The following is a 17,450-nucleotide window of genomic DNA, read 5'->3' as shown; positions in this document are numbered from 1 at the left end:
AGGAGCCCGCGATGGACAAGCCTTCCGACCCGCCCAAGAAGTGCCCGCTGACGACTGCCTTTGGTGCCCCGGTCGTCGACAACCAGAACAGCATGACGGCCGGCCCGCGCGGCCCGCTGCTCATGCAGGACGTCTGGCTGATCGAAAAGCTCGCAAACCTCAACCGCGAGATCATTCCCGAGCGCCGCATGCATGCCAAAGGCTCCGGCGCATTCGGCACATTCACCGTCACAAACGACATCACCCGCTACACGCGCGCGAAGATCTTCAGCGCAGTGGGAAAGCAGACGGAGATGTTCGCGCGCTTCACCACGGTCGCCGGTGAACGCGGTGCGGCCGATGCCGAACGCGACATCCGCGGCTTCGCGCTGAAGTTCTACACCGAGGAAGGCAACTGGGACCTGGTCGGCAACAACACGCCGGTGTTCTTCCTGCGCGACCCGCGCAAGTTCCCCGACCTCAACAAGGCCGTGAAGCGCGACCCGAAAACGAACATGCGCAGCGCAACCAACAATTGGGATTTCTGGACCAGCCTGCCCGAGGCGCTGCACCAGGTCACCATCGTCATGAGCGACCGCGGCATTCCCGCCAGTTACCGGCACATGCACGGGTTCGGTTCGCACACCTACAGCTTCATCAATGCCGGCAACGAGCGGTTCTGGGTCAAGTTCCACATCAAGACGCAGCAAGGCATCCGGAACCTGACCGACGCCGAAGCCGCGGAACTGATCGGCCGGGACCGCGAGAGCCACCAGCGCGACCTGTTCGACGCGATCGAGCGCGGCGATTTCCCGAAATGGACCCTGTACGTACAGGTCATGCCGGAGACCGATGCGGAGAAGGTGCCCTACCACCCCTTCGACCTGACCAAGATCTGGCCGAAGAAGGACTATCCGCTGATAGAAGTCGGCGTGATGGAGTTGAACCGCAATCCGGAAAATTTCTTCGCCGACGTCGAGCAGAGCGCCTTCGCGCCGAGCAACCTCGTGCCCGGCATCAGCGTTTCGCCCGACAAGATGCTGCAGGCGCGCCTGTTCGCGTACTCCGATGCGCAGCGTTACCGGCTGGGCGTCAACCACCACCAGATCCCGGTCAACGCGGCGCGCTGCCCGGTCCATAGCAACCACCGCGACGGCGCGATGCGCGTCGACGGCAACTACGGTGGAACGCTGCACTACGAGCCCAACAGCTTCGGCCAGTGGCAGGAACAACCCGAATACCGCGAACCACCGCTGAAGATCAGCGGCGACGGGGATTTCTGGAACTTCCGCGAGGATGACGCCGACTACTATAAGCAGCCGGGCGATCTGTTCCGCCTCATGACACCAGCCCAGCAACAGGTGCTGTTCGACAACACCGCGCGCGCGATGGGCGATGCGCCGGAGTTCATCAAACGCCGGCACATCGGCAACTGCACCAGGGCCGATCGGGCCTATGGCGCGGGCGTGGCCAAGGCGCTCGGACTGGATATCACCGTGACTCCGGGCGAGCGCGAGCAGGCCGGCGCGGGCTGAATCGGCCACATCCCTGGGGACAGGCAACGCCCGACGAAAGCAACGTCCGGAAGTGCCTTCCTGGCGAACGCGCTGTTCGCACGCATCAACTCGTCACGGCGGTTGAACAGGACTAGCATCGTTTTCTCACCCAAGGGAGCACCGCCATGAATGCCACGCTTACCGACGACCTGCTCAACCAGCTGCAGGGACCGCAACTGGCCCAGATCGGCCAGCAACTGGGGCTGTCGCAACCGCAGGCGAGCGATGCCGTGTCCGCGGCACTGCCATTGTTGCTTGGCGCGCTTGGGAGCAACGCCCGCCAGCCGCAGGGAGCGGAAGCACTGTTCGGCGCACTACAGCGTGACCACGCCGGACTCGACCTGGGCAGCGTGCTTGGCTCGGTAATGGGCGGTGGCGGCCAGGGAACGGAAATCCTCGGCCACATTTTCGGCGCCCGCCAGAACAATGCGACGCAGGGACTGGGCGCGGCCACCGGACTGGGCGGTGCACAGGCAAACACGTTGCTGAAGATGCTGGCGCCGATCGTGCTCGCTTACCTCGCCAAGCGCATGTTCTCGCAAGGCAACGCCACGACGCCGCAGGCACTCGGCCAGGCGCTCGGTGACGAGCACGAGCAGATCCGCCAGCAGGGCGGTCTCGGTGGCGGACTGCTTGGCGCGGTACTGGATCGCGATGGCGACGGCGACACGGATTTCTCGGATCTGATCGGGCTTGCGGGATCGGTATTGGGCGGCGGACGCCGTTGATGTCATCGACCGCCCTGCGCCTGCTGCGCGCGGTGTCCAACTAGGTGGCGTCGATATCGCCCAGCGCCCGGATCAGGCGGCGCGCCCGCTTGTCCGGTTTGCTTTCGGGCGCGCGGTAACCTGCACGCTCTGCGGCGCGCGCCGCGCGAGCGGACTCGCGACCAAGGCGCGACGCCTCTGTTTCGGCATATAACGCCTGCGCGATGCCCGCCGGGCCACGCACATCGCTGAGCGCCCTGACTTCGACCTCGAAGACTTCCTCGCCGCGCTCGATCCTCAGCGCATCGGCAACACGCACTCCGCGCGCGGGCTTGGCACGCTGCCCGCCGATCTCGATCTTGCCGGTTTCGATGGCCTGCTTGGCCAGTGCGCGTGTCTTGAAGAAGCGTGCCGCCCACAACCACAGGTCGAGCCGCACGCTGTCGCGGGATTCGTCGGACGCTGGCGCGGGATGTTTCATCACGGCGCGATTTTATCGCGAAGCCTCAGATCGATACCCCAACCTCCGCCAGCCGCTGCCGCAGACGCGTGAGGTGGCTGCCTGGCCAGTACAGCTGGCCGCAACCCTGGCACTGGCTGAAGCCGCCGCGAGGGTGCGTGATGGTGCTGTGCGCGATGAATGGCGCAACTCCGTCGCGCAAGGGTTCGACCGCGCCGTTGCAGCGCGCGCAGCGGGTGAAGGGTGCGATCCGCGCATCAAGCTGGAAGCGGTCGCACACCTCGCGCAGTTGGCGGCGGGGATCCGTGGCATGCAGGAATGCACCGTGGGTCAACGCTGCCCGCTTCAGCAGGCCCGTGTCGCGGCTCAACAGGATGCGATGCTGGTCACGCGAGATCGACAACAGTTCCTCATCGCCGTAATCGTTGCGATAGAGACAGTCGAATCCGAGCAGGCGCAGATAGGCCGCAAGCCGGCCGAGATGCACGTCGAGCACGAACCGCGGTTCGCGCAGCGGCTGTGGCCGCAGGCGCGGGAAGGCGCCGAGTTCGAAGCATTCGAACATCGGATAGACCGCTACCCGCTCGCCGCCCCTCAGCTTGTGCATGAAACCGACGGACAGTCCGTCGACCAGGATCAGGTCGACCTCGGTGTGCGGCACGCCCAATGCTTCGATCCGGTCCTTGACCGCGGGGGTACCGTAGAATTCGTGGATGAAACTGCACCTACGCCGTTCCGGCGGCAGGAAGTCGCCCAGTTCCTCGTAGAAGCGGAATTCGCACTGGTGCAGCGCGCTCGCCATTTCCCGTCTTGCCCTTGCCGCCAATGGCCCGAGCTTACGCCGCAGCGCGCAGTCCGACGTGCACAGCCATTACGACAACACGGATGACCTTTCGCCCGCCCAAAAACAAACGGCCGCCCGATGAGGGGCGGCCGTCGCGGCGCTTGCGCGCTCGTGTTGCGCTGATTACTGGGCCTTGGCCTTGGCGTAGGCAGCCAGGTCTTCCTTGATGCGGGCCTTCTTGCCTTCCAGGCCACGCAGGTAGTACAGCTTGCCGGCGCGGACCTTGCCGCGGCGCTTCACTTCGACCGAGTCGATGATTGCGCTATGGGTCTGGAACACGCGCTCGACGCCATAGCCGTGCGAGATCTTGCGCACGGTGAAGGAGGAGTTCAGGCCGGCATTCTTGGTGCCGATCACCACGCCTTCATAGGCCTGGACGCGTTCGCGGTTGCCTTCCTTGACCTTCACGTTGACGACGATGGTGTCGCCCGGGCCGAAGTCCGGCAGCTTGCGCTGCACCTGTTCGGCTTCGAAATTCTGCAGGAGCGTATGGAGCGAGGGCTTGTTCATGGCTATGGCCTGTTGGATTAGTTGTAGCGCGAGTGCACGTGGACCCGCGTCTGGCATCGGTGAAGCTGGGTGGAGGAAGCCGCGTATTTTAGCGGAACTTTTCCTTGCGGGGCAAATGGTTAGCGCCCTCCATGGCCTGCCGCGCAAGGGATCGCTCCAGGGTGGCTCGTCGCTTTGCGGATCCGGGAAGCCCTCCCGGAACCGGCTCTTGCGGCCGAACCCCAGGAATCAGCCGTCGGAATCGTCGCCAACTTCGGCGAAACGGGCGCGATATTCGTCCAGAAGCTTGTGATCGGCCTTGGTCAGCGACGATTCGTCCAACAAGTCGGGACGCCGTTGCCAGGTCCGGCCCAGGGATTCCTTCCGGCGCCAGCGGGCGATATCGGCGTGATTGCCCGACAGCAGGACGTCCGGGACCCGGCCCAGCTCATGCTCGACGGGGCGGGTGTAGTGCGGACAGTCCAGCACGCCGCCTTCGAAACTGTCCTGCTCGGCGGACTCGGAGTCGCTGAGCGCCCCTTCCTGCAGCCGGGCCACGGCATCGACCACCACCGCCGCCGCCAGTTCGCCGCCCGACAGGACGTAGTCGCCGATCGAGAGCTCCTCGTCGACCTCGGCTTCGATCAGGCGCTCATCGATGCCTTCGTAACGGCCACACAGCAGGATCACCCGCTCGCGTGCGGCAAGCTCACGTGCCTTTGCCTGCGTCAGCGGCGCGCCTTGCGGGCTGAGGTAAATGACCTGGGCGGGCACCGGATCGGCTGCGCGCGCCGCTTCTATTGCCGCACGCAGCGGATCGATGAGCATGACCATGCCGGGGCCGCCACCGAACGGGCGTTCGTCGACACGACGATAGTTGCCTTCGGCGTAATCGCGCGGATTCCAGGCGTGCAGCGCCACCAGGCCGCGCTCGCCCGCCCGGCCGGTAACGCCAAACGCGGCGCATTGCGCTATGAAGTCGGGAAACAGGGTGATGACGTCGATGCGCATGGCCATCCTGGAGGCTGGCGGCATGCAGCGGGGCTGCCGCCGGTGGTGCGGATTCTAGAACTCGGGATCCCAGTCCACCGTGACCACGCCGGCGTCGAAGTCGACGCCAGTCACGTACTGGGGTTGCACGAAGGGAATCAGGCGTTCGCGCTCGCCATCGCGCGCGACCAGCACGTCGTTGGCGCCGGTGGCGAACAGGTGCGACACGGTGCCGAAGTCGACACCCTCCACGTTCACCACACGCAGGCCTTCCAGGTCGACCCAGTAGTACTCGCCGGGGCTCGGCGGCGGCAAGGCAGAGCGGGGAACATAGATCTCGGTGCCGCGCATCGCATCGATGGCGTCGCGATCGGTCACGTCAGGGAACGTGGCGACGATGCTCTTGCCGCTTTCCTTGCCGCGCACGCCGCGCAGTTCGCGCTCGTTGCCTTGCGGGTCGCGCAGGATCCACGGCTGGTAGCGGAATATGGCGGCGCGCGGCTCGGTCCAGGACTCGAGTTTCGCCTCGCCCCGAACGCCAAAGGCGCCGGCCACCCTGCCCAACAGGATGCGGCGCCCTTGATCGTTGTTCATTGCGAACGCGCTGTTTGAAAGCGTGGCCGTGAAGGACTCGCGCGCGGCAGGCAATCAGGCCGAGACGGCCTTGCCGGCTTCCTTGTAGAGCACGGCGACCTTGTCGGTCAGCTGCGCACCCTTGGAAACCCAATGCTTGACGCGCTCGAGGTCGAGCTCGACGCGCTTTTCCGCACCCTGCGCGACCGGGTTGTAGTAACCCACGCGCTCGATGTTGCGGCCGTCACGGGCGCTGCGGCTGTCGGTGACGATGATGTGGTAGAAGGGGCGCTTCTTGGCGCCGCCACGGGTAAGGCGGATCTTGACCATTGCAGTTTCTCGGTGTTGCCCAGCTGCCGGAATGGCAGGGTAAGCCGATAATTGTAAGCCATTGATTCGGCCAAGGAAACCGCGCGACCCCAAAAAATGGCGTCGAAGGGCTATCCGCGCCGCCGCGCGCCCGAAAAAACCGGCGTCCGGCGGCTTTTTCGGCCGCATCAACCAAGAGCACCCGGGTGCGCTAACGGAACTACGCAGCGGCCTGGGCCAGCAGGAACCGCTCAGCCCGGGCTACGGCCTCCGCATCCTGGGCCACGTCGCCCGGCCGGTTGCCGTACCCGGTCAGCATGCCCCGCCACTCCATGCCCATGTAGCCGGCGGTGAGTTCCAGCATCCGCGCGAAGGGCTCGGCCACGCTGAAGTCCTCGTCGCTTACCACACAGACGGCGTGCAGGCGCTTGCCCGCCATCTGCTGCTTGAAATCCAGGCCGGGCACTCGCAGCCACGCGCTCCAGTAATCGAAGTACAACTTCACGCTTGCGGGCACGCTGTACCAGTACAACGGCGCGGCAATGACTATGTCGGAGGCGTCCAGGGTCGCTTCGGCAAGCACCATTCGTTCCCCTGCGGCGGCGGATAGAGGCCGACGGAATGGCGAATATCGCGGAAGGCCGGCAACGGATAGTCGTCCAGATGCAGGGTGCGATGGCTCGCCGATGCCGGCAGCGCTGCGGCCATGCGCTGAGCGAGGAACTGGGCATTGCCGCCTTCGCGAGCGCTGCCGAGCAGGAACAAGACGTTGTGACTGTTAGCGGACATGACGTACTCGCCGCGAGGAGACGCCCGAACTCTAGGCCAAACCCCGCGGCGTGCCGCCATTGGCGACGGCACACATCATTCCACTGCGTCATTCCATCGAATGGCGCGCACCCGATCAGCGGAACGGCATCCCGCCGCGCCCGCCCATCATGCCCTTCATCCCGCGCATCAGGCCCTTCATGCCGCCGCCGGAGAGCTTGCTCATCATCTTTTCCATCTGCTGATACTGCTTCATCAGCTTGTTCACGTCGGCCGGGCTCAGGCCGGCGCCCTTGGCGATGCGGGCGCGACGCGAGCCATTGAGCAGGTCGGGATTGCGGCGTTCCTTAGCGGTCATCGAATTGATGATGGCGACCATGCGCGGCACTTCCTTGCCGGTGACCTGGCTCTTGACCGAATCCGGAACCTGCCCCATGCCCGGCAGCTTGTCCATCAGGCCATGGATGCCACCCATGTTCTGCATCTGCTCAAGCTGGTCCTTCAGGTCGTTGAGGTTGAACCGTTTGCCCTTGGCAACCTTCTCCGCGAGCTTCTGCGCCTTGTCCTTGTCGACCTGCTGCTCGACCTGCTCGACCAGCGACAGCACGTCGCCCATGTCGAGGATGCGGCTGGCGATGCGGTCGGGATGGAACACATCGAGTCCGTCGGGCTTCTCACCCACGCCGATGAACTTGATCGGCTTGTGGGTGATGTAGCGGACCGACAGCGCGGCGCCGCCGCGTGCATCGCCATCGGTCTTGGTCAGCACCACGCCGGTGAGGGGCAACGCTTCGGCGAAATGCTTGGCGGTGACGGCCGCGTCCTGGCCGGTCATCGAGTCGACCACGAACAGGGTCTCGACCGGATTCACCGCGCCGTGCAGGGCCTTGATCTCGGCCATCATGGCTTCATCGATCGAGGTGCGACCGGCGGTGTCGACGATCAGCACGTCGACGTACGACTTGCGCGCATCTTCGATCGCGGCCTTCACGATCGCCTCGGGTTTCTGGTCAGCGCTGGACGGGAAGAACAGCACGTCGACCTGCTGCGCCAGCGTCTTCAGCTGCTCGATGGCAGCCGGACGGTACACGTCCGCCGAGACCACCATCACCTTCTTCTTGCGCTTTTCCTTGAGGTGCTTGGCGAGCTTGGCGACGGTGGTGGTCTTGCCCGCACCCTGCAGGCCAGCCATCAGGATCACGGCGGGCGCCGGCACGTTGAGGTTCAAGTCGCTGGCGGTCGAGCCCATGACCGCGGTGAGCTCGTCACGCACGACCTTGATCAACGCCTGGCCGGGCGAAAGCGACTTCAAGACTTCCTGCCCGACCGCGCGCACCTTGATGCGCTCGATCAGCGCCTGCACTACCGGCAGCGCGACGTCGGCTTCGAGCAGCGCGATGCGCACTTCGCGCGTGGCTTCGCGGATGTTCTCCTCGGTCAGGCGTCCGCGGCCGCGCAGGCGGTCGATGGTGCCGGAGAGTCGCTGGGTGAGGGATTCGAACATGCGGGCAGCCTGCGTGCGGAAAACCGAAAACGGGCGCGAATTATACGGGCTGCAGGTGCGAGCCCGATGCCGGGACCAGGGCGCAGTCGCTGAACCCGCCTGTATGCGACACTCCGGCGATGACAATCGTTCTCATCGCCATCGTTCTTTACCTCGTCGCCGCGGGCTTGCTGGTCTCACAACTGCGGCAGGAACGAGGGCATGGCTTGCGCTGGGTGATCCCTGCCCTGCCGGCGGTGGTCCTGCATTTCATGGCGCACGCCATGACCTGGCGCATGGCCGGCGGCGCGGACCTGCACTTCTTCGCGGCGCTGTCCCTGGTCGGGCTCGGCATGGCGACGATGACGACGCTGTATGGCGCGACCGGGCGCCTGGCGGCGCTGGGCGTCGTGGTCTTCCCCATCGCCGCGGCGACCTTGTTCGCGTACGCACAGTACGGTCACGTGAACGCGGAAGCGCTGGATTGGCGCCTGCAATTGCATGCCTGGTGCGCCCTGCTGGCCTACGCGACCCTCGCCATTGCCGCCCTGCTGGCAATCACATCGTGGCTGCAGGAGCGCGCGCTGCGTCGCCGCGAATTCCACGGCTGGCTGCGGGCGCTGCCACCGCTGGTGGAACTCGAAAGCCTGCTGTTCCGCACGATCACGGTGGGCTTCATCCTGCTCACGGCCACGTTGCTGACCGGCGTGCTCTTCGTCGAGAACCTGTTTGCCCAGCACCTGGTGCACAAGACGGTGTTGAGCGTGCTGTCCTGGCTGGCGTTCGGCGCCCTGCTGATGGGACGCTGGCGGCGCGGCTGGCGCGGCGCCACAGCGGTGCGTTGGACGCTGACCGCGATGGCGCTGCTGGTGCTCGCCTTCTTCGGCAGCAAGTTCGTGCTGGAGCTGATCCTCGGGCGCAGCTGATGCGGGTCTTGGCGCCGCTGGCCTCGCCCGAGAAGGAACTCCGTCCAGATTTCCTGAACGGGCCATTGGCCGGGTGTCTGCATTCCACCGGGGCAACAATGTTTGCATTGACAAATATTGCACTGATCAGCATATTTGCCCCCCCATGCACACCCCCACCCCCCCGTCGCCCCCTTGGGGCGGTTCGACGCTGGCCCTGTTGCTGCGCGAAATCCGCGCGGCTTTCTGGACCCAGATGGAAGCCGAGCTGCGCGCCGCCGGCCACGAACTCAACTTCAGCCAGTACATCACCCTGAAGCATCTGGCCGACGGCAGCGCCAGCGTCACTGACCTCGCCGGCGTCGCCCAGTTGAACCCGGGTGCCATGACGCGCCTGCTGGACAAGCTCGAGCAACGCGGCATCGTCGCCCGCGTCGCCGACCCTAACGATCGCCGCGCGCTGCGCATTCACCTCACCGAGGCCGGCGTTGCGATCTGGAACGACATCAACCATTGCGGCCAGGGCGTGCGCGAACGCGCAACCCGCGGCATGAGCGATGCGGATAGCGAAACCCTGATTCGCCTGTTGACGCAGATCCGCGACAACCTTTCACCTTCGGAACGCTGACATGTCCCTTGCCTCCACCCGCCGGATGCGGGCCCCGCTTGCACTGGCGCTGACCCTGTTGGTCGCCGCCTGCGCAAGCTCGCGCGGACTCGAGCCCGAAGGCCAGCCATTGAATGCCGATTCGCTGGCCGCATCCCGCAGCCTTGCCGGCGCGTCGGATGCCGGATTTCCGCAGCGCGACTGGTGGAAGGCGTTCGGCGACGCGCAGCTCGATGGCTTGATCGGCGAAGCACTCGCCGGCACGCCTTCGCTGGATGCCGCCGATGCGCGCGTTCGCCAGGCCATCGCGCAGGCGGGCCTGGCCGAGGCCGCGGGCAAGCCCACCCTCGGCGCGACCGCGCTGTATTCGGGCGTGCAGATTCCCGAAACCGTCGCCCGCCCCCCACTCGGTGGCGACTACCTGGGCGTGACGCTGATCGGCCTGCAGTTCGCCTACAGCCCCGATCTCTGGGGCGGGCATCGCGCCCGCACCCAGGCCGCACTGGGCCAGGCGCGCGCAGCCGAAGTCGACGCCCAGGCCGCGCGGCTGATGCTGTCTTCGAACATCGCGCGTGCCTACGTCGCGCTGGCACAGGCGCACGACGCCGCCGAGGTCGCACGCGCCGACGAGCAGCGCGCATCGCAACTGCTGGATCTCGGTCGCCAGCGCGTCAAGGCAGGCCTCGACAACCAGTTGCAGATCCGCAACGCCGAAACCGCCGTGGCCAGCGCGCAGCAGCAGGGACAGGCAGCGCAGCAGCAGGTCGATGCGACGCGCAATGCGATCGCGGCGTTGCTCGGCCAGGGACCGGATCGCGGCCTCCAGATTGCCCGGCCCGCGTTGCTTTCCGCGCCGGGGCCTGGTGTTCCGGCCGTGGTGCAAAGCGAACTGCTGGGCCATCGCCCGGATGTGGTGGCGGCACGCTGGCGCGTGGAAGCAGCGCGCCATGGCATCAAGGCGAGCAAGGCCGAGTTCTATCCGACCGTGAACCTGACGGCGCTGGTCGGCCTCGCCGGCGGCAACCTGTCGGACCTGTTCTCCAGCGATGCCCTGCTGGCGTCGGGCGGCCCGGCCATCAGCCTGCCGATCTTCGACGGCGGCCGCCTTCGCAACAATCTCGCGAAGAGCGATGCGGAATACGACCTCGCTGTCGCCAACTACAACCAGGTACTGGTGGGTGCGCTGCACGAGGTCGCCGATGCGTTGCAGGGAGCGCGCTCGCTCGACGCGCAGATCGCTGCGGCCAGCCGCGCGCGCGAATCCGCGCAGGCGGCATGGCAACTCGCCACAGCACGGTACAAGGCCGGGCTCGGCACGCAACTGGATGTGCTCACCGCACAGCGTCCTTTGCTGCAGCTCGAGCAACAGATCGCCGCATTGCGTGCGCAACGCCTGGGCGCTTCGATCGACCTCGATCGCGCGCTCGGCGGCGGCCTCGAATTCGCGGCTCCGCAATCCGTCGCCGCCCAGAACACCAACGACATCACCCAGGCCCCCACGCCATGACTACCGAAATCAATCCCCAAGCCGCCGCGGCGCAACCGCCCACGAGCAAGCGCAAGCGCGCCCTGATGATCCTGGCCACCGTGGTCGTCGTCGCCGGCATCGCATGGGCCTTGTGGTACCTGCTTGTCGGGCGCTGGCATGAAAGCACCGACGATGCTTACGCGCAGGGCAATGTCGTCGCGATCACGCCGCAGGCCGCCGGCACCGTGGTCAGCATCGCGGCCGACGACGGCATGAAGGTCGATGCCGGCCAGGTGCTGGTGCAGCTCGACCCGAACGACGCACAAGTCGCCTACCAGCAGGCCGTCGCCAACCTCGCCAACACCGTGCGCCAGGTGCGTGGCTTGTACAGCACCGTCGAAGCCGGGCAGGCCGATCTCGCCGCGCGCCGCGTGTCGGTCGAGAAGGCGCGCGCCGACGTGCAGCGCCGCGAAGGCCTGGTCGCCACCGGCGCGGTGTCCGCGGAGGAGCTTGCCCACGTGCGCGATGAACTGACAGCTGCACAGGCGGCGCTGGCCGCCTCGGGCGAGAACCTCTCGCGCAATCGCGCCCTCGTCGATGCCACCACCGTGATCGACCAGCCGCAGGTCGAGGCCGCCGCGGCGCAGCTGCGCCAGGCGTATCTCAACGCGCAGCGCATGGCGATCGTCGCGCCGGTGTCGGGCCATGTCGCCAAGCGCAGCGTGCAGCTGGGCCAGCGAGTGCAGCCGGGCACCACGATGATGACGATCGTTCCACTGGAACAGGTCTGGGTCGAAGCCAACTTCAAGGAAACGCAGCTGGCGAAGATGCGCATCGGCCAGCCGGTCAAGCTGCATTCCGACCTCTACGGCGACGACGTGGAATTCGATGGCAAGCTCACCAGCCTCGGCCTCGGCACCGGCAGTGCCTTCGCCCTGCTGCCGGCGCAGAACGCCAGCGGCAACTGGATCAAGATCGTGCAGCGCGTGCCGGTGCGGATCGAGATCGATCGCAGGCAGCTGGCCGCACATCCGCTGCGGATCGGCCTGAGCATGCACGCCGACGTGGCGCTGCGCGACCAAGGCGGCGCCGTGCTGGCCACCGTACCGCAGGAAAAGCCCGTGCTCACCACCCAGGCCTATGCGAAGCAGTTGGCAGACGCCGACGCGCTGATCCAGAAAATCGTCCGCGAGAACCTGGCGCAAGGCCACGGCTGACGCTCGCGCATCGAACGAAACACTGATGCTCCCGCGGCACGGCCGCGGGCGTGATAAAGCCGCTTCGAGGCAACACCCGCATGTCGTCCCCCGCCCCCGCCAATCCGGCACCCGCCAATGGTTTCCGGCCGCCCAACGTGGCGCTGACCACGCTCGGCCTGGCCCTGGCGTCGTTCATGCAGGTGCTGGACCTGACAATCGCGAACGTGTCCCTGCCGACGATCTCCGGCAACCTCGGCGGCAGTGCCAACCAGGCAACGTGGGTCATCACGTCCTTCGCCGTCAGCAATGCGATCGCGTTGCCGCTCACCGGATGGCTGACTCGCCACTTCGGCGAACGCAAGCTGTTCATATGGGCAACGTTCCTGTTCGTCATCGCCTCCCTGCTGTGCGGCCTGGCCAGCAGCATGGGCCTGCTCGTGGCGGCACGCGCGCTGCAGGGATTCGTCGCTGGCCCGATGTATCCGATCACGCAGGCGCTGCTGATCTCGATCTATCCCGCGCACAAACGCGGACAGGCGATCGCGCTGCTGGCGATGGTGACGGTGGTCGCGCCGATCGCCGGGCCGATCCTGGGCGGGTGGATCACCGACAACTACAGCTGGGAATGGATCTTCTTCATCAACGTGCCGATCGGCCTGTTCTCCAGCTTCATCGTCGGCCGCCAGCTGCGCGGTCGCCCGGAGCGGCTGGAGAAGCCGAAGATGGACTACGTCGGCCTGATCACCCTGGTGATCGGCGTCGGCGCGCTGCAGGTACTGCTCGACCTGGGCAATGACGAGGACTGGTTCCGCTCGCAGCTGATCGTGTGGCTCGCCATCATCTCGTCGATCGCGCTGGCGGTGTTCGTGATCTGGGAACTCACCGACAAGGACCCGATCGTCAACCTGCGCCTGTTCCGCCATCGCAACTTCAGCGCGGGCACGGCGGCGATGGTGGTCGCGTATGCCGCGTTCTTCAGCGTCGGCATCCTTGTGCCGCTATGGCTGCAACGCAACCTTGGGTTCACGCCCATCTGGGCGGGGTTTGCCACGGCTCCGATCGGCATCCTGCCGGTGATCCTCACCCCCTTTGTCGGGCGCTATGCACACAAGTTCGACCTGCGCATGCTTGCCACCATCGCCTTCATCGCGATGTCGGCCACCAGTTTCATGCGCTCGGGATTCAACCTCGACGTCGACTTCCGCCATATCGCGCTGGTGCAGTTGTTCCAGGGCTTCGGCGTGGCGCTCTTCTTCATGCCGGTGCTGCAGATCCTGCTGTCGGACCTGCAACCGCATGAGATCGCGGCAGGGTCGGGGCTGGCCACGTTCATGCGCACACTGGGCGGCAGCTTCGCCGCGTCATTGACAGGCTATGCGTGGTCCGAGCGCGGCGCGGTGCACCACGCGCATCTCACCGAAAAGCTGGCGGCGACCGATCCGAACACGATAGAAACGGTCACGCGCCTGGGTGGCGGCGACCTCCAGCGCGGCGCCTTCGTGCTCGAACGCATGATCTCCAACCAGGCCGCGCAGATCGGCTTCAACGAGATCTTCCATCTGCTCGGCATCATCTTCCTGGTGGTGATCGCATTCGTATGGGTGGCCAGGCCGCCATTCGTCGCGAAGGCGGGCCCGGAAGCCGCCGGCGGCCACTGACCGCCGCTCGCGGTCAGGCACGCCTTCGATCAAGCACGCCTTCGATCAAGCGTGCCTTCGATCAAGCGCGCTTCGATCAAGCATGTTCCAACGCCTCCGCGAGGCGTTCCACGCCTATCACCTGCATCTCGCCGACACGCCCGCCCCTGGGCGCGTTGGCCTTGGGCACGATCGCGCGCTTGAAGCCATGGGTAGCGGCTTCCTTCAGGCGCTCCTCGCCATTGGGCACGGGCCGGATCTCGCCCGACAGGCCCACTTCGCCGAACGCGATCGTCTGCTCCGCCATCGGCCTGTCGCGCAGCGAGGACAGCACGGCCAGCAGGACCGGCAGGTCGACCGCGGTTTCCTGCACGCGAATGCCCCCCACCACGTTCACGAACACGTCCTGGTCGCCCACCGCTATCCCGCCATGGCGGTGCAGCACCGCCAGCAGCATCGCCATGCGGTTGCCTTCCATGCCGACCGCGACGCGGCGTGGATTCGACAGCGGCGAGGAATCTACCAGCGCCTGCACTTCGACCAGCAGCGGCCGCGTGCCTTCGCGGGTGACCATCACGCAGCTGCCAGGTTGCGGCGCGCTGTTGCCGGACAGGAAGATCGCGGACGGGTTGGGCACTTCGCGCAGGCCCTTGTCGCCCATGGCGAACACGCCCAGCTCATTGACCGCACCGAAGCGGTTCTTGAATGCGCGCAGCACGCGGAACCGGCTGCCGCTCTCGCCCTCGAAATAGAGCACGGCATCGACCATGTGCTCGAGCACGCGCGGGCCGGCGATGCCGCCCTCCTTGGTCACGTGGCCCACCAGGAACACGGCCGTGCCGGTTTCCTTGGCGAAACGCACCAGCCTTGCGGCGGATTCGCGCACCTGGCTCACCGACCCGGGAGCCGCAGTCAACGATTCGGTCCAGATCGTCTGTATCGAATCGGCGACGATCAGCTGCGGGCGCATCGCCGCGGCATGTTCGAGGATGCGCTCGACGCAGGTTTCCGCCAACGCATGCACGCCGTCCAGCGGCAGCCCCAGGCGCGCCGCGCGGCCCGCCACCTGCGCGAGCGATTCCTCGCCGGTGACGTAGAGGCCGGGCATCGTCGCTGCCAGTTTCGTCACCGCCTGCAGTAGCAGCGTCGACTTGCCGATGCCGGGATCGCCACCTACCAGCACCACCGAGCCCTGCACCAGGCCGCCGCCGAGTACCCGGTCGAGTTCACCAATGCCGGTTGAAGCGCGCGCGTCTTCGTGATGCCGTACGTCCCGGAGCGCGGTGACCTTGGGCGCCTCGCTGGCGCCGGCCCAGCCACTGCGCCGACTCGCGGCCACGCTCCTGGCCTCAGGCGCGGATTCGAGGACGACTTCGCTCAACGTGTTCCAGGCGCCGCACTCGCCGCACTGGCCCTGCCATTTGTTGTAGTCCGCGCCGCATTCGCCGCAGACATGGGCCGTGCGTGCCTTGAGGGAGCTTTTCGCCATTACCGGGTCGTACCACTGGGAAGTGGCACTACTCTATCCGGCTGTCATCGCACGCGGCGAGACCGCTGCGGGTCGCATCAGCTTTCCGGCGCCTCTTCTCCCTCGCGCTGCTCGCGGATCTTCGCCGCCTCCGCATCCGCGGCCACGCGGTGCTGGAGCGACTTGCACAGCTCGATTCCCGCCGTGGTCAGGTGTGGCTCGTCGCCACCCTCCTCAACAAGTCCGCTCTCGACCAGGCGCTTGTGCATTTCGGCATCGCCCGCGGACAGGGGGGCGCGCTGGTCGAGCCGCTGCAGCACCTCGAGCAGGGCGAGGTCTTCCAGGGAAATGGGGTCCATGCGCAGGCCCGGGCCGGGGACACACGGCCGATCTTGGCACGTTTCACGGAGGGTGGTGCCGGAAACAGGAGTCGAACCTGCGACCTACGCATTACGAATGCGCCGCTCTACCAACTGAGCTATTCCGGCGAAGGGGCGGAATTGTAGGCTTTGGGCCGCGCTAGGGTCAATCGACCAGCTGCACCCGCAGCTCCTTGGGCAGGGCGAAAACCATGTCTTCCGGCTCGCCGGAAAGTTCGGCGACGTGCGCGGCGCCCAGTTCCCGCAGCCGCTCGATCACGCCGCGCACCAGCACTTCCGGAGCGGACGCGCCGGCCGTGATGCCGACGCGCTTGCGGCCCTGCACCCACTGCGGGTCGATCTCGATGGCGCCATCGATCAGATAGGCCTGGACGCCCTCGCGCTCGGCAAGCTCACGCAGGCGGTTGGAATTGGAACTGTTGGGCGAACCGACCACCAGCACCAGGTCGCATTGCGCCGCGAGCTCGCGCACGGCGTCCTGACGGTTCTGGGTGGCGTAGCAGATATCGTCGTTCTTCGGCCCCTGGATCGCCGGGTATTTGGCCTTCAGTGCCTCGATCACCGCACGGGTGTCATCGACCGACAGCGTCGTCTGGGTCGTGTAGGCGAGGTTGTCGGGCTGGCTGACTTCGAGCGCGAGCACATCCTCGATGTCTTCGACCAGATAGATCTGGCCCAGGCCCGCTTCCCGCCTCCACTGCCCCATCGTGCCTTCGACTTCGGGATGGCCGTCATGGCCAATCAGCACCACGTCGCGACCGGCGCGGCAATTGCGCGCGACCTCGAGATGCACCTTCGTCACCAGCGGGCAGGTCGCGTCGAACACCTTCAATCCGCGCCGTCCCGCTTCATTGCGTACCGCCTGCGAGACGCCGTGGGCGCTGAATATCACGGTGGCGTTGTCGGGCACTTCATGCAGCTCTTCGACGAAGATCGCGCCGCGGTGCTTGAGGTCGTCGACGACAAAACGGTTGTGCACGACTTCGTGGCGCACGTAGATCGGGGCACCCAGCGTTTCCAGGGCGCGCTTGACGATTTCGATGGCGCGGTCGACACCGGCGCAGAAACCGCGGGGATTGGCTAGCAGGACGTCCATGGGGTGATTTTAACCCCGGCGCCCGGCGTCGGCGGACCGCTTGTTGCCGCCCACCAGGCCGAACAGGGCGATGCCCACCGCACCGGCCACGATGGCCGAGTCGGCGATGTTGAATGCAGGCCAGTAATGGTCGCGCCAGTACCACTGGATGAAGTCGATCACCTTGCCGTGGATGAGCCGGTCGATGACGTTGCCGACGGCGCCGCCTATCACCAGCGCGTAAGGCAGGGCCGTGCGCCACTCGCGCCGCGGCGTGCGCGCGAGCCAGTAGCCCAGCAGGCCGCTGATGCCGAAGGCGAGCACGGTGAAGAGGTATTTCTGCCAGCCGCCCGCATCGCTCAGGAAGCTGAACGCCGCCCCGGTGTTGTAGGTGCGGTACCAGTTCCAGAAGCCGTCGATCACGGGAACCGCGGTGAACTCCGGCAGCGAAGTCACTACCCAGTTCTTGCTCCACTGGTCGAGCACGATGACGACCACGGAGAGCAGCAGCCAGGAAAGGGCGTTGGGTTTGCTATTGGACATGACCTACCGC

20 protein-coding genes and 1 tRNA gene are annotated in these 17,450 nt (G+C 66.3%); 7 read left to right on the top strand and 14 right to left on the bottom strand.

Features of this window, described 5'->3' with window-relative positions; genetic code table 11:
- The first annotated feature begins 11 nt into the window (after positions 1–11).
- Positions 12–1,514: a catalase gene (locus ACXJJ9_RS11605; RefSeq protein ID WP_457097322.1), complete on the top strand. Its 1,503-nt coding sequence runs from the start codon at positions 12–14 to the stop codon at positions 1,512–1,514.
- 146 nt (positions 1,515–1,660) lie between these two features.
- Positions 1,661–2,263 (top strand): DUF937 domain-containing protein, encoded by a 603-nt coding sequence (locus ACXJJ9_RS11600; RefSeq protein ID WP_457097321.1) that lies wholly within the window; start codon positions 1,661–1,663, stop codon positions 2,261–2,263.
- Between the two features lie 40 nt (positions 2,264–2,303).
- On the opposite strand, the gene ACXJJ9_RS11595 is transcribed toward ACXJJ9_RS11600, so the two are convergent.
- The 9 genes from ACXJJ9_RS11595 to ffh form a co-directional block, all read right to left on the bottom strand.
- Positions 2,304–2,723 carry an RNA-binding S4 domain-containing protein gene (locus ACXJJ9_RS11595; protein WP_457097320.1) on the bottom strand — a complete coding sequence of 140 codons (420 nt, stop codon included), beginning with the start codon at positions 2,721–2,723 and terminating at the stop codon, positions 2,304–2,306.
- A 25-nt stretch (positions 2,724–2,748) separates the two neighbouring features.
- Positions 2,749–3,504: a Mut7-C RNAse domain-containing protein gene (locus tag ACXJJ9_RS11590; RefSeq protein WP_457097319.1), complete on the bottom strand. Its 756-nt coding sequence runs from the start codon at positions 3,502–3,504 to the stop codon at positions 2,749–2,751.
- A gap of 165 nt (positions 3,505–3,669) precedes the next feature.
- On the bottom strand, positions 3,670–4,056 hold the full coding sequence (gene rplS / locus ACXJJ9_RS11585) for a 50S ribosomal protein L19 (RefSeq protein ID WP_310053330.1): 387 nt from the start codon (positions 4,054–4,056) through the stop codon (positions 3,670–3,672).
- Positions 4,057–4,284: 228 nt separating this feature from the next.
- Positions 4,285–5,046: a tRNA (guanosine(37)-N1)-methyltransferase TrmD gene (trmD, locus tag ACXJJ9_RS11580; RefSeq protein ID WP_457097318.1), complete on the bottom strand. Its 762-nt coding sequence runs from the start codon at positions 5,044–5,046 to the stop codon at positions 4,285–4,287.
- Between the two features lie 54 nt (positions 5,047–5,100).
- Positions 5,101–5,619, bottom strand: a complete 519-nt coding sequence (gene rimM / locus ACXJJ9_RS11575; RefSeq protein WP_457097317.1) for a ribosome maturation factor RimM — start codon at positions 5,617–5,619, stop codon at positions 5,101–5,103.
- A 54-nt stretch (positions 5,620–5,673) separates the two neighbouring features.
- Positions 5,674–5,928, bottom strand: coding sequence for a 30S ribosomal protein S16 (gene rpsP / locus ACXJJ9_RS11570; RefSeq protein ID WP_457097316.1), 255 nt, complete (start codon positions 5,926–5,928; stop codon positions 5,674–5,676).
- A 199-nt stretch (positions 5,929–6,127) separates the two neighbouring features.
- On the bottom strand, positions 6,128–6,493 hold the full coding sequence (locus ACXJJ9_RS11565; protein WP_457097315.1) for an NAD(P)H-dependent oxidoreductase: 366 nt from the start codon (positions 6,491–6,493) through the stop codon (positions 6,128–6,130).
- Entirely contained in the window at positions 6,454–6,672 is a 219-nt protein-coding gene (locus ACXJJ9_RS11560; protein ID WP_457097314.1) for a hypothetical protein, read from the bottom strand. Before ACXJJ9_RS11560 ends, ACXJJ9_RS11565 begins: the two co-directional genes overlap by 40 nt.
- Before the next feature lie 139 nt (positions 6,673–6,811).
- Complete coding sequence (ffh, locus tag ACXJJ9_RS11555; RefSeq protein ID WP_457097313.1) at positions 6,812–8,179, bottom strand: signal recognition particle protein; 1,368 nt, start codon at positions 8,177–8,179, stop codon at positions 6,812–6,814.
- A 119-nt stretch (positions 8,180–8,298) separates the two neighbouring features.
- Between ffh and ACXJJ9_RS11550 the strand changes: the two genes are divergently transcribed.
- The 5 genes from ACXJJ9_RS11550 to ACXJJ9_RS11530 all read left to right on the top strand — a co-directional run bounded on the left by ACXJJ9_RS11550 (position 8,299) and on the right by ACXJJ9_RS11530 (position 13,995).
- Positions 8,299–9,084 (top strand): cytochrome C assembly family protein, encoded by a 786-nt coding sequence (locus tag ACXJJ9_RS11550; RefSeq protein WP_457097312.1) that lies wholly within the window; start codon positions 8,299–8,301, stop codon positions 9,082–9,084.
- Between the two features lie 145 nt (positions 9,085–9,229).
- The gene (locus ACXJJ9_RS11545) at positions 9,230–9,691 is read left to right on the top strand and encodes a MarR family winged helix-turn-helix transcriptional regulator (RefSeq protein ID WP_457097311.1); all 462 of its coding nucleotides are present in this window, start codon (positions 9,230–9,232) and stop codon (positions 9,689–9,691) included.
- A 1-nt stretch (position 9,692) separates the two neighbouring features.
- Positions 9,693–11,177 carry an efflux transporter outer membrane subunit gene (locus ACXJJ9_RS11540; RefSeq protein ID WP_457097310.1) on the top strand — a complete coding sequence of 495 codons (1,485 nt, stop codon included), beginning with the start codon at positions 9,693–9,695 and terminating at the stop codon, positions 11,175–11,177.
- Entirely contained in the window at positions 11,174–12,355 is a 1,182-nt protein-coding gene (locus tag ACXJJ9_RS11535) for an efflux RND transporter periplasmic adaptor subunit (RefSeq protein WP_457097309.1), read from the top strand. Before ACXJJ9_RS11540 ends, ACXJJ9_RS11535 begins: the two co-directional genes overlap by 4 nt.
- Positions 12,356–12,435: 80 nt before the next feature.
- A complete protein-coding gene (locus ACXJJ9_RS11530; RefSeq protein WP_310053344.1) occupies positions 12,436–13,995 on the top strand; it encodes a DHA2 family efflux MFS transporter permease subunit in 1,560 nt (519 codons plus the stop codon).
- A 76-nt stretch (positions 13,996–14,071) separates the two neighbouring features.
- Here ACXJJ9_RS11530 and radA read toward each other — a convergent pair whose 3' ends face one another.
- From radA to lspA, 5 genes are all read right to left on the bottom strand, one after another.
- Complete coding sequence (gene radA / locus ACXJJ9_RS11525) at positions 14,072–15,463, bottom strand: DNA repair protein RadA (protein WP_457097308.1); 1,392 nt, start codon at positions 15,461–15,463, stop codon at positions 14,072–14,074.
- A gap of 77 nt (positions 15,464–15,540) precedes the next feature.
- Entirely contained in the window at positions 15,541–15,801 is a 261-nt protein-coding gene (locus ACXJJ9_RS11520) for a hypothetical protein (protein WP_457097307.1), read from the bottom strand.
- Between the two features lie 53 nt (positions 15,802–15,854).
- A tRNA-Thr gene (locus ACXJJ9_RS11515) sits at positions 15,855–15,930 on the bottom strand.
- Between the two features lie 37 nt (positions 15,931–15,967).
- Entirely contained in the window at positions 15,968–16,918 is a 951-nt protein-coding gene (ispH, locus tag ACXJJ9_RS11510; protein WP_457097306.1) for a 4-hydroxy-3-methylbut-2-enyl diphosphate reductase, read from the bottom strand.
- A gap of 9 nt (positions 16,919–16,927) precedes the next feature.
- A complete protein-coding gene (gene lspA, locus ACXJJ9_RS11505) occupies positions 16,928–17,440 on the bottom strand; it encodes a signal peptidase II (protein WP_457097305.1) in 513 nt (170 codons plus the stop codon).
- Between the last annotated feature and the right edge of the window lie 10 nt (positions 17,441–17,450).

It is taken from the genome of Lysobacter sp. P5_B9 (genome assembly GCF_054049835.1).
This window is presented reverse-complemented; position numbering and strand designations above follow the sequence as displayed.